At 33.8% G+C, this 12,414-nt stretch carries 10 protein-coding genes; 7 read left to right on the forward strand and 3 right to left on the reverse strand.

The genetic code is table 11. The annotated features are described in order from the left end of the window. The 4 genes from HH304_RS11080 (at position 1) to HH304_RS11095 (ending at position 4,519) form a co-directional block, all read left to right on the forward strand. Positions 1-603 carry an RNA polymerase sigma factor gene (locus HH304_RS11080; protein ID WP_169681390.1) on the forward strand — a complete coding sequence of 201 codons (603 nt, stop codon included), beginning with the start codon at positions 1-3 and terminating at the stop codon, positions 601-603. Next, positions 593-1,960, forward strand: a complete 1,368-nt coding sequence (locus HH304_RS11085) for a carboxypeptidase-like regulatory domain-containing protein (protein ID WP_169681393.1) — start codon at positions 593-595, stop codon at positions 1,958-1,960. Before HH304_RS11080 ends, HH304_RS11085 begins: the two co-directional genes overlap by 11 nt. Positions 1,961-2,090: 130 nt before the next feature. Next, the gene (locus HH304_RS11090; RefSeq protein ID WP_271711593.1) at positions 2,091-3,476 is read left to right on the forward strand and encodes an alpha-amylase family glycosyl hydrolase; all 1,386 of its coding nucleotides are present in this window, start codon (positions 2,091-2,093) and stop codon (positions 3,474-3,476) included. Between the two features lie 89 nt (positions 3,477-3,565). Beyond that, the gene (locus HH304_RS11095) at positions 3,566-4,519 is read left to right on the forward strand and encodes a hypothetical protein (protein WP_169681395.1); all 954 of its coding nucleotides are present in this window, start codon (positions 3,566-3,568) and stop codon (positions 4,517-4,519) included. Positions 4,520-4,533: 14 nt separating this feature from the next. Here the strand turns inward: HH304_RS11095 and HH304_RS11100 are convergent, their stop codons facing one another. The 3 genes from HH304_RS11100 to HH304_RS11110 are packed head-to-tail and all read right to left on the reverse strand — an operon-like array spanning position 4,534 to position 8,295. Then, a complete protein-coding gene (locus HH304_RS11100; RefSeq protein ID WP_169681397.1) occupies positions 4,534-5,391 on the reverse strand; it encodes a universal stress protein in 858 nt (285 codons plus the stop codon). Positions 5,392-5,394: 3 nt separating this feature from the next. Continuing rightward, complete coding sequence (locus HH304_RS11105) at positions 5,395-7,026, reverse strand: BCCT family transporter (protein WP_169681399.1); 1,632 nt, start codon at positions 7,024-7,026, stop codon at positions 5,395-5,397. Between the two features lie 6 nt (positions 7,027-7,032). Continuing rightward, a complete protein-coding gene (locus tag HH304_RS11110; RefSeq protein ID WP_169681402.1) occupies positions 7,033-8,295 on the reverse strand; it encodes a hypothetical protein in 1,263 nt (420 codons plus the stop codon). A 280-nt stretch (positions 8,296-8,575) separates the two neighbouring features. On the opposite strand from HH304_RS11110, the gene HH304_RS11115 reads away from it, so the two are divergent. The 3 genes from HH304_RS11115 (at position 8,576) to HH304_RS11125 (ending at position 12,402) form a co-directional block, all read left to right on the forward strand. Then, on the forward strand, positions 8,576-9,562 hold the full coding sequence (locus HH304_RS11115) for a hypothetical protein (protein WP_169681404.1): 987 nt from the start codon (positions 8,576-8,578) through the stop codon (positions 9,560-9,562). A 327-nt stretch (positions 9,563-9,889) separates the two neighbouring features. Then, entirely contained in the window at positions 9,890-11,125 is a 1,236-nt protein-coding gene (locus HH304_RS11120; protein WP_169681406.1) for a hypothetical protein, read from the forward strand. Positions 11,126-11,193: 68 nt separating this feature from the next. After that, positions 11,194-12,402, forward strand: a complete 1,209-nt coding sequence (locus tag HH304_RS11125) for a hypothetical protein (RefSeq protein ID WP_169681407.1) — start codon at positions 11,194-11,196, stop codon at positions 12,400-12,402. Positions 12,403-12,414: the final 12 nt, after the last annotated feature.

A 12,414-nucleotide genomic window follows, 5' to 3' on the forward strand; every position in this document is an offset into this window, starting at 1 on the left:
TTGTTCTTCAAAAGAAAAAACATATCGTCATTAACTGATCTGGAGATCATTGCAGCCTATCGTCAAAATAATGATAGTGAGTATATTTCGGTATTATACAGCAGGTATATTGATAAAGCTTATGGTGTGGCTCTGAAGTATCTAAGTGATCGAGAGATGGCTAAAGATATTGTAATGGAGGTTTATGGTCAATTAGGTGAAGATGTCGTTCGATATGAGATTTCCAATTTTTCTTCCTGGTTATATGTTAAGGTAAAGAATTCTGCTCTGATGCGAATTAGAAAGGAAAAGCCTCAATTGTTTGTCAATGGAGAAAAAAAAGATCAGGTTTTTATGGAAATTCATGATGATGGGCATCATATGGTTGAGGAGAAAGTTCGTCTTGAGGATGATCTGGATCAGTTAAAGCAATGTATAGATAGGTTGAAAGAAGACCAAAAGAGATGCGTGACATTGTTTTTTTTGGAAGAAAAAAGTTATGATCTGATTCATGAAGAACTTAAAATAGATTTGAAAAAAGTTAAAAGTTATATTCAAAACGGTAAAAGAAACTTAAAGATTTGTATGGAGGCTGCATTAGGCAAAAAAGACCATGCGCATTGATCTAAAAACCATATTAAAATATTTGAAGGGAGAATTATCCCACAAGGAAGAGCATCACATAGAAAGAGAAGCCCTTGATGATCCCTTTTTGTCTGACGCAATTGAAGGCTTTGAGAAATTCGAAGTTCAGGAGATTGAGTCTGATATTAAAGAATTAAAAGATGGTCTAAAGAAAAAAGATACAGCCTTTCCTTGGTACTCAATTGCTGCATCGATTCTTATAGTTTTTGTAGCAGGTTATTCAATTTGGTTCTTATCAAATGAAAAAACTGATAATCTGGCTTTTGAAGAAATCCCTGTTGTCAACGAGGAAGTGATTATTCCTAACCAAGAATTTATAAAGGATTCAATTCGAGAATTTAAATCAGATAGGGAGATTAATGAATCAAGAAATTCTGGAGTGGAAGACAAAATTGATGAAAGACCAGATGAAGTGGTTTCAAAACCTGAATTAGCTGAAATTAAAAATTCTTTGAAAGAGTCTAGGAATGAGGAGGTTGATGCTATTCCAGAAGTTGAAAATGAGCTTGATTTTGAAATTGAAGTTGCAGATGTTCAATTAGAAGAAGAAGTAATAGAGTTGGGTATGCAATTATCTGAGGATATAAGTGAAAACGCAGCAGTAAAATCAATAAGTGGAGAGGAGATTGCCCAACGTTCAAAAAGAGAAATGACCAGGTCTTCTTATAATTTGCCAGAACCATCAGCTATGCCAAATATTGCTTCAAGTTATGATGCAGATGAAATTGATGATATTCGGGTTGAAGGTAAACAAGTAAGAATAATTACCGGTAAAATCACTGGTGAAAATGGAGAGGGTGTACCTGGAGTAAATATATTGGTTGAAGGGACTACAAGAGGAGTGATGTCAGATGTTACTGGAGAGTTTTCTATTTCTTTATTCGAAGATGAAAAGGAATTACAAATATCTTCAATAGGTTATGTTTCTCAACGCATTGATCTTGATGAAGATAAAGATTATGTGATAGTTATGCTCTCAGAAGATGTTTCTACATTATCAGAGGTAGTAGTAACTGGATATGCCAAAGCTCAAAGTTACCAACCCGTAGAAATTTTACCTCAACCAGATGGAGGGCTTAGGGCTTTGAGACAATATGTGAAAGAAAATCAGGTGTTTCCCGATGGAATAGATGAAGATAAAGCATTGGTTAAGTTATTGTTAACCGTATCTGCTTCGGGTAAAATAACTTCAATAGAAGTTGAGAAATCAGAAGGGGAATTTTTCGATAAAGAAGCAATCAGATTATTAAAAGCGGGCCCATCCTGGAATCCCGGAACCGTTGACGGAAACCCTACAGAAATGGAGGTGAAAGTCCGGATTAAGTTTAAAAAATGATAATTATCATTTGATTTACTAGTACTTTCTAGGTAGAATTAATTAAGTATCGTTATTGATTTCGATCTTGAATGGAAATAATATTAAAAAATATTATATTCCCCGCCTTTGAAATTATAACCTAAATAGCATGAAAAGAATATTATTATTTGCTTCGGCGATTTCACTAATTATGACTTCGTGTGGAGGCAGTGGTTCTGGCGAACCTAATGAATATGTGAAAGTCGATGATAACGAAGCCATTGTTGAATCAACTTATCCTGAAAAAGCCGCTTCTGACATCATCTATGAAGTGAATATCAGACAGCATACTCCTGAAGGAACTATCAAAGCTTTTATGAATGATCTCGAAAGACTTGATAAAATGGGAGTTGACATGCTTTGGCTGATGCCAATTCAACCTATTGGTTTTAAAAACAGAAAGGGATCATTAGGTAGTTATTATTCAATTCAGGATTATTCAAAAGTTAACCCTGAGTTTGGAACTCTTGAAGATTTTAAAGCTTTAGTCGAGAAAGCTCACGAATTAGGAATGAAGGTTATCCTTGATTGGGTGCCTAACCACACTGCCTGGGATCATCCATGGATTACTGAGCATAAAGATTATTATGCTCAAAATGATAAAGGTGAAGTGATCTACGAAGCAGATTGGACCGATATTGCTTTACTTGATCATACAAACCCGGCAACAAGAAGGGCTATGATTGATGAAATGAAGTTTTGGGTTGAAGAAACTGATATTGATGGTTTTAGATGTGACCACCCACTACATGAAATGCCACTTTACTTCTGGGAAGAAGCTACAGATGAGTTAGATCAGTTAAAGGATCTTTTCTGGCTTGCCGAAGTTGATGAGCCTAGAGCACATACTGAGTTTGATGCAACATATTCATGGGGCTTCAAAGGTATTAGTACTGAGATTGGTGAAGGTCACAAAAAAGCTTCTGAAATTGCAAAATATATCGATGAGGATATAAAGAGATATGGTATGAAGCCTTTTAGGCTGACAATGACAACTAATCATGATGTTAACTCATGGGAGGGAACAGTTTTTGAAAGATACGGAGAAGGAGATAAAACATTTGCTGCTCTTGCATTTACCGTATATGGAGCACCAATGCTTTATAGCGGACAGGAAGTTGGTCTGGATAAAAGATTGAAATTCTTTGATAAAGACACTATCGACTGGAGTGACCCTAAAGGTTATGAGGAGTTTTACACTAAGTTAATTGAAATTCACACTGATAATGTGGCATTACATGCCGGAGAGTTTGGTGGTATGCCAATCCAGATTAACAAAGACGAAAATGTTTATGCATTCAAGCGTGAAAAAGATGGTAATCAGGTGATCGGGATATTTAACCTGTCTGATTCAGAGCAAAATATGAATTTGACCGATGCTTCGGTAGCAGGAACATATAAAGATGAAATGACCGGTAAGGAAGTAAATATTACAGTTGATCAGCCATTAAAGCTTGATGCCTGGGAATATTTGATTTTTGTATCGAATAAATAAGTTATGTTAACTTTTTAAGAAAGCCGCTCATGATTGAGCGGCTTTTTTATTTTTGCGATTATATTTTTTAAACAATGAATTTATAAACTATGAAGATTGCTAAGTATTTAGTGTTTTTTGTCTTGTTGACAGCATTCACTTGTGACAGAGATGAGGGTGATATAACACCTGAAACATGCCTGGCGGCAGGAGAATCAATCTCAATTGGAGATACAAGTGTTTTTAATTTTGAGGGGTTCAAAAAGTCTTTTGAACAAATTGTATTTATTGACTCATTAAAGATGTTTACCAGCCATGTTAGCTTTGAACATGTTGTTGAGAATTGTAAAATTACAAAAACAATTATCAAAGAAAACTGGAAGGGAGAATTTGGTTTACAAACTGAATTTGTTCACGAATATGACCAATCAGGAGTTTTAGTAAAAAGTTCTGGAAATAAATTGGTTTATGATGAGCAGTTTGAAATAGTGCAACGGCCACTTGAAATTGAATATGAGTATGATTCCAGAGGATTAATTGGAAAAACTAAAGTTTATTGGAATCCTGAATACTATAATATTTATGAATATTCATACAATTCAGATTCTTTATTAGAAGTTAAAAAGGATTATGATACGGAAATTTACACATACGATGAGAATGGTAATATTATTACAATAATTGGTCTTTGGGGAGAAGTAAATAATACATATGATAATAGTGGAAGAATACTTACATCATATAAGACATCAGAACATGTACCATATAATTTTAATATGGATGTTGCATATGATCAGGAAGGTCGTATTATTCAGATGAACTTTTTGATTAAGGATTATAAATACACAATTACGAAAAATACATTTGATTATAGTGGAGGAAGTTTAGTTCAGAATTTTAAATATGGATATAATACAACTACTGTACTTTCAGAGGTTTATGCAGATTATACAATAAATTATGGTTCCGGAGGTGTTGTAAGTTCATTTTCAGAAGCTAGTGGTTTAACTTCAGGTCCTGGTTATTACGGTCCTTCTGTGTTTTTCGCAATACCTATTCCTTAAAAAAATCACCAGTGCTACTCAACCAGTAGCACTGGTATATCTTTATCTGTTTGAATCATTTTTGCTGCTACTGATCCAATCAAATCATCATCATCATCAGTTTTTCCTTTTTTACCCATCAGTACCATGTCTACCTGATTTGTTTTAGAAAAATCATAGATAACTTTCGAAATAGGTCTGTCTTCAGCATAAATCACATTTTTTTCAACTTCGTATCCTTTCAAGTTTTTTTCACAAAACGTATCAAGCTTTTTAGTTGCCTTTTTTTCTAAATCAGAAACTAATTTATCGGTCTTTTTACCAAAGAAGGGGAAGTAGGATGGGGGAACCCTAAAGACATGAAGCACTGCTACTATTTCAGGTCTGAATCCTCCGAACTCATCAAGTAATTGAGCTGCATGTTTTGAGTAAGAAGAAAATTCAGTAGTGATAAGGATTTTTCTGAGATTAAGCCTGGTTGATTCTGTAACAAACAAAACTGGCTCTTCAATCATCCTGGATAATTTAGCAGAAAATGCACCCGTGCCGGGGTGAATAGTTTTTTTTCCTAATACAAACAGATTGTATTCGCTTTTATTAAGTTTATTTAAAAGATCTTCTTTTCCTCCTTTATCATGTACTATTGTTTCGCATTTGTCTATAGGTAAGTCAAACTCCTCGGCAAGATCCATTAATTCTTCAGAGATTAATTGTCTCAATGGTTTGTCAGTTTGATTGTAAAATGACTCTTCAGTGTCAGTATAATCTTGAATTTCAACATAGTGACACAATCCGATTTTTGTGACATTTAGTTTTTTAGTTATGCGATAAGCATTTTGAAGAATGGAAGCATCCATTTCACTCAAATCAAGGAAAAGTAGTAACTGTGTCATTGCTTATTTGGCTTTTTCTTTTTTAGAAGATTCTTTCTTTTTATCAATTTCCTTTCTTTTAGAAATCAGTTTTTCTATACGCTCACTATACCTTCTTATATCAGATTCTTTAGAAAGTTGCTGAGATTTCGCATGTTCGTTTTGAAGACCTTTATATAAGCTAAACATCATAAGAATAAGTACAAAAGTAAAGGGTAACCCTGTTGTAATAGCAGCTGTTTGAAGAGCGCTTAAGCCTCCACCTATTAAAAGCACAGCTGCAACACCACCTTCAGAAATAGCCCAGAATATTCTTTGTCCCACAGGTGCATCTAATTTTCCTCCGGCGGTAATACTATCTATCACTAATGACCCTGAATCTGATGAGGTAACAAAGAAGTTTATAACCAGAATAACACCTATTCCGGAAGCAATTCCTGACAGAGGAAATTGTTCAAGCAAGATAAACAGAGAGGTAGAAACATTGGTCATTACGCTTTCACTTATTATTCCGGGATTATTCATTTCAACCCAGATACCAGTGCCTCCGAATGCTGTCATCCAAAGAAAAGTAAGAAGTGAAGGTACAATAAGAACTCCTGTAACAAACTCCCTGACTGTTCTACCTTTGGAAACGCGGGCTATAAACATCCCCACAAAAGGAGACCAGCTGATCCACCATGCCCAGTAGAATACAGTCCAGCTATTTTGCCATCCTTGTGAGTCAGCAGGTTCATAAGCTTCGGTCCAGAAACTCACGTAGAAAAAGTCTTGAATATAAGATCCAAGATTTTCAATATAGCTATCAAGAATAAAAAAGGTAGGGCCTACTACAATTATAAACAATAGAAATATAGCACCAATTTTTATATTTAATTCACTAAGAAATTTAACTCCCTTGTCTATACCCAGCACAACACTAGCTGTTGCAATTGCGGTGATTATGGCTATTAAAACAACCTGGGTCCAAACATTATCAGGAATATTGAATAAATAATTAACACCTGAACTAACCTGTTGTACGCCAAGGCCTAAAGATGTTGCAAGACCAAATAATGTAGCTATTACAGCAGTAACATCAATTACATCACCAATCCATCCGTGAATCTTTTCTTTTAGAATCGGGTAAAATACCGATCTGATTGTCAGAGGTAATTTTTTTGTGTAAGCAAAGAATGCAAGTGATAACCCCACAAGTGCATAAATCCCCCAGGCATGCAGACCCCAATGAAGGAAACTAAACGTCATTGCTTGCTCTGCTCTTGCAGAGGGTGTGGCCTGATCAATTGGTGGTTGAATATAATGAAACATAGGTTCTGCAACACCCCAGAAAATAATTCCGATTCCCATTCCGGCACTAAATAGCATTGCAAACCAGGCTGCCGTACTAAATTCTGGTTCGGCTTCAGGTCCACCAATTCTGATTTTTCCGTATTTACTAAATCCAATGACAATACTAAAAACCAGAAAAGCATTAGCTGCCAATATTAAGAACCAACCGGCATAATCTGAAATACCAGTTTGAATAGAGGTAAATACCTTTTCCATTGGCTCACCTACGATCAAAGTAACAGCGATGAAAATTATAATTAATATGGATGCTGGCCAGAATACTGGTCCGTGAACGTCAAAGTACTTATTTTTTTTATTTCCCATAATCACCTAAAAGTAGAATCCGACATTAATATTAAATCGTGTGTTAAACGGTGGACTGTCATCTAATCGATTGATCTCTCCCTGATCAGTTTCTTCACCAGGGGCAAATCCAATATTTTCGCCTCGACCGGTGCTCAGGGCAGTTCCTCCAAAAGAATCACTTAACCAAGGTTGATTTATACCAGATGCAATATCAAAATATGCATAGACAAAGCCGGCGGTCACCAGAAAACCCAAAACATTATGTTGAGTATCTATGAATGAAAACTCCTGACCAGAGATGTTGATTTTTCCAGACTTAAACATATAACTGTAATCTTCATAAAATGTTAAAGATTCGATTGGTCCCCAGTTTACCGGTTGATGAAATGAAAGACCTATTGATAGTATAGTAGCTTCTTTTGCAGCCTGGTATGTGCCAAATCCATAGGCCCCCATATTAATATAGTCAACGATCTTAGTGCCTTCATCATTTTTTATGTCTGTGTAATTATAATATGTGCCTTGAAGTTTTATGTTCATTTTCTTTCCAAGGTCTATTGAAGAATGGGCTGAAAACGCATAATGTGGTGTGCTTTCGTCAATGTTTGAATTGTAAATTTGTCCCACTTCAAAAGATAACCCTCCAGTGATTGAATTTGTAATATCTGCTTCCATCCAGATATTTGCTTGATTCCTTTCCTTGTTACCATTATAACCGTCAAGAGGAATAACATCATATGAATATCGGGCCGATGTATAACTTCCATATTCCGGGTCTGACTGGCCTCGCGGCTCTGCCATAATGAAGTATGCTATTTTCCATCTGAAATTACCGGAATCGGATATATGTGATAACTTAATTCCTGTATCATAATCATCTTCAAGTCCAACGTAGTAAGGTAATTGAAACCACCATGAATTCCCTAAATATGGAAGCATTCCAAATGGTTTTTGAGTGATACCTAATTCCAGACTATATTGACTGTTGAAATCATAGCTTAGGTATCCTTTTTTAAGAAAATGACAGTTAAAGCCCGGATAAACACGATATTCATAGTCAAATCCGATTCCTTTCGCTTTTCCATCAACTTCAAATCTTAATACATCCCAGAAAATGCCATTTCTATTTTCAGTAGGTAGTTTAAATGTATTACCCTCATAGATTGTGAACATAGTGTTAAACCGGACTGCACCACCAAGATTGATATAAGTTGTGTCTTTGTATTGACTAAATATCAATGATGGAATACAAAGCAATAAGATCATTACTGAATACAGATGCTTCATTATATTATGTGTTTTATTACACCATAAGACTATATTTTATTGGCTATGGAGTCTGATATTAGCCAAATTGTGGTGGTAAACTATGATGAATATGCTTCTTTATAATTTAACCCAAAAATGTGTGAAATGCCATTTAAAATAGCAGTAATTGCTTTAAATGATTTGTTGATTTATCAAGTTTTGGATAGGTATGATTTCAATAATTAGTGGGTTACATCTGTTAGTAGTTGTTGTATTAACATGAAATTCATTGATTATATTTTTTTACCGATTTACAACTATGAATATTTCAAACAATAATCAAAAACTCGAAGATTTAAGTATATATGGTCTTGATTGGGGCGTATTTCTCCGACATGATATGGAAGGTCCAATAAGTCCATTTATGTATCTTGAAGATAGTAATGGAAAAAAACTGACCCGAATGCTAATGGCAGAAGGCAATCCGGTAGAGTTTGCACAAAAGGTATTAGAAAAAGAAGAAAAACCATTCGAAAGGTTTGTTATTGGGTACGAAGGTTTTTTAAGAGATGATAATGATTCTCGAGTTGACGCAATTATTGTTGAAGCATATGATGTCACTCAAGAAAAAGGTATAAGGCTTGCTCAGCAATTTCAACCAAAGGAAAATGGAGGATTTAAGAAAATTGATAAAGTCAATTTTTTGGGCAATCCGGATTTGATATTAGCTAAGAAAAGTATTGAATCGATTAATTATGAATCTGAGGATATTGGCTTTTCGGGTGTAAGCATGCAGGAAAAGGAGAGTCAGTTAACTTCATTTATGGGGGTATTTACTCATGTGAACCCTAGTTTAATTGCGAGTGGGATTAAAAGGTATATCAGGGCAAAAATTGCTGACCCAAAAAATATAGATTTTAGTGGGAAGTTTAGAGTTATTATTACTCCGGTAGAGAATATGTTTATGGATTTTCTAAAGTTTTTAGTTAGAAATTCTATATCTGAGGAACTAAATGTTGATGAATGCCTAAGGTGGAGTGAGTCCACAGGTCGAATTATTGAAGTGGAATGTAAATATGGGGAAGAAGAGTTATTTACAATTACTTCTCAAAATGATTTAAAACAGAAATCAGAATCGGAAGCAAATGATCAATCTGGAAATAAGGAGTTTGGATATAAACATTTGTCAAACGAAGATCTGGATAAGGAATTTGCAAGGATAATTTCAATAACAAATGCCAGGGCAAATACAGATGCTCTAATGAGGATGAGTGAACTGATGAAGGTTAATAAAGAGAGGGGTTGAGATACCATCAAACAGAAATAAAACTGGTAATTCTACTTATACAAAATCTTCTGATGATAAAAGTAAAGGTAAGGGTTGTACAACTGTATAGTGGTTAATCTTTATTATAGAATTAATTTTGAGAATTGCAATTGCAGTTTTTAGCTAAACTAAATTTGAAATAAAATATTTTGCCTGGGAATATTATCCAGACTTTTTTTTGTAAAAAGCTGAGTTTAAATTGAATATCAATTAGGATTCAGTTTTATGCATAATAAAGCTTTCGGATGGAGTTTAAATTGAATAATTTCGACCTACTTTTTTAGGAATTATTACGAATTAAGAGACATGAGATTTTTTTACTTTTTACCACTACTATTTATTCTTACGGCATGCCCGTTTTCATCTGATGAGGATATTGCACCTCAAGTAGACACACGGCCTGTCAGGTTTGTTGAAGGTGCTGATACCACTACTATTAAAATTAGTGATACAGAATCATTTAACCTGAACAACTTTCTGGTGTGTTTTGAGCAGATAGTCGAGGATGATTATTATCAGATTTTAGCTCTTGATCATACTTATAACGGTAGCAAAATTCTTAATTCCCTTTACACTAATCAGTATTTAAAGCCATATATATTTAGTTATAATCAATTTGACTATGTATATCAAAATGAAATCATAACTGCGGTAAATAGTTCACATGATAATTTCTATAATTTTAAATTCGATATAGATGGATTGATCAAAGAATATACTCGTGGACTTAAGGGGAATGAATATAATTATAATGTAGAATATGATAAATACAAAAATGTCATTTCTGAAACCGACGGTATAACTGATTATTTGCGGTTTTATGATGATTCAAATAATATTGTCAGATGGAATATGAATGGCGGAGCCTATATATTATATGAGTATTCAGATAACAGGCCAACTAAATCTACACGTTATGATCCACAGGATAAGCCATTTACAAAAACTGAAATGAATTATAATGAAAGAGGTCAAATCATAGGAGAAGATCTATTCTGGTATTACGAAGATGGCACCTTTTCGTATAGTAAAAAGGAATTTGAATACTTAACCGATACATTGATATTTATCACTTATGCTAATGATATAGCTGATAATAGTATAATTGTTGGAGTGTCAGGTAAAAAGAATTACAACCTGAATAGTGAATTGGTTAAAAAGGAAAGTTTTATAACTAACACCTATTATATTAAGGATAATTTACCTCTGGCATTATCAGAAACATACTTTACTCCTTCCGGTGAAAGTCATTATAAAATGGAAATTCTTGAAATGGATGGAGAAAATAGAAGTTTACTAGGGTATGTGGAGGTGGATGTTCGTCAAAGTGGTAATGCGAATTATACAAAAACTGCGACTTTCAGGGATGCAAATGGAGAATTTATCAATACAATTGAATATTCAGATTCAGTTGATCCGAATAATTATACTTATCAGTTTAAAGATATTAAAGGTAGTGTAATAGATGAGACGAATGTCCCGTACTGGATAATTAGTTCAGTTAAAGAATTATTTTTTATTCCAGAATTTAATAAGCTATAATTTTACATATAAGCCAACCGTATTTGATTATCAAAAATTAGTGATAAACTTTTTAGCAACAGAACATAATGAGATTTTTTTACTTTTTACCACTACTTTTTATCCTTACTGCATGTCCTTTTTCATCTGATGAGGATATTGCACCTCAAGTTGATACCCGGCCTGTCAGGTTTGTTGAAGGTGCTGATACCACAACAATTAAAATCAGCAATACCGAATCTTTTAACCTGAATAACTTTCTTGTCTGCTTTGAGCAGATAGTTGGTGATGACTATTATATGGTTTACGGGTTGGAGCATACCTTTGAAAATGAGAAAGTACTATCTTCACTGTACCTTCATCAGTATAAAAAGCCTTATAACAAGAAGGACAGAGTTTATGAATATACATATGATGAGTCCGGTGTAATTACGATGGCCTCTAACTCATATGAGAAGTATTATGATTTTGAATTTGATGAACAAGGGCTGATAACTTCTTATACAAAGCTTGGGCATAGTGGAAATGTAAGTACTTATGATCTTGAATATGACAAATACTTAAATATAATATCAGATTACAACAGTGAGTATACTGGTCCTAAAAGCTATACTCGAATTTATGATGAAAATAACAATCTGATAAAGTGGGGGGAAGAAGGATATTATATCTCAATTGAATATGACAATTATAACCGACCAATAATTGTAACAGTATTTAATAAAGAAGTAGCCCAATGGAGAATAAACCTTAGTTATAACAATAATAATCAGTTGATTGAAGAAAAGGTGACTTATTTTGACAGGCCAGACAATGTTTCAAAATATGAATTCGAATATTTAGAAGATCAGGCAAAAAGGATTTCTTATATATTTTTTGAAAATGAATTTTATATATCCACGGTGATTACCTATAATGTTGATTTGGAAGTTACATCTTATTCTAGCTATTCTGATAAATATATTTCTGAAAGTACTTTTTTTAACTCCTCTGGGGAAAGAGATTTTAAGGTAACTATCTATGATCGACAAAATGATTTGAATATTATAGGTTATGGAATTTCTACAGTCGATCAACAAGTTGATGCCAGGTACACTAAAGAAGGGAATATTTATAATGCAAATGGTGATTTGTTATATAGGGTAATCTTTGATGATTTGCAGTTAGAAACTCCGAATCCATATCCAAAAGCTTATTATGATAGTAACAATGTGGAAGTTCCTTCTTGGGGTGTTTCAGAATGGGTTAGTGATTGTGCTGTTAATTTGTATATGAAGTTTGTCATTACAAATTTTTAAAAAGGAAAATGT

The organism is Marinigracilibium pacificum (assembly GCF_012926615.1).
In the GTDB taxonomy this organism is placed as follows: Bacteria; Bacteroidota; Bacteroidia; order Cytophagales; family Cyclobacteriaceae; genus Mangrovivirga; species Mangrovivirga pacifica.

Excerpts from the sequence above, each read along its gene's own strand:
- HH304_RS11085 (WP_169681393.1), top strand. The coding sequence starts at position 593 with ATGCGCATTGATCTAAAAACCATATTAAAATATTTGAAGGGAGAATTA.
- HH304_RS11090 (WP_271711593.1), top strand. The coding sequence starts at position 2,091 with ATGAAAAGAATATTATTATTTGCTTCGGCGATTTCACTAATTATGACT.
- HH304_RS11095 (WP_169681395.1), top strand. The coding sequence starts at position 3,566 with ATGAAGATTGCTAAGTATTTAGTGTTTTTTGTCTTGTTGACAGCATTC.
- HH304_RS11100 (WP_169681397.1), bottom strand. The coding sequence starts at position 5,391 with ATGACACAGTTACTACTTTTCCTTGATTTGAGTGAAATGGATGCTTCC.
- HH304_RS11105 (WP_169681399.1), bottom strand. The coding sequence starts at position 7,026 with ATGGGAAATAAAAAAAATAAGTACTTTGACGTTCACGGACCAGTATTC.
- HH304_RS11110 (WP_169681402.1), bottom strand. The coding sequence starts at position 8,295 with ATGAAGCATCTGTATTCAGTAATGATCTTATTGCTTTGTATTCCATCA.
- HH304_RS11115 (WP_169681404.1), top strand. The coding sequence starts at position 8,576 with ATGAATATTTCAAACAATAATCAAAAACTCGAAGATTTAAGTATATAT.
- HH304_RS11120 (WP_169681406.1), top strand. The coding sequence starts at position 9,890 with ATGAGATTTTTTTACTTTTTACCACTACTATTTATTCTTACGGCATGC.
- HH304_RS11125 (WP_169681407.1), top strand. The coding sequence starts at position 11,194 with ATGAGATTTTTTTACTTTTTACCACTACTTTTTATCCTTACTGCATGT.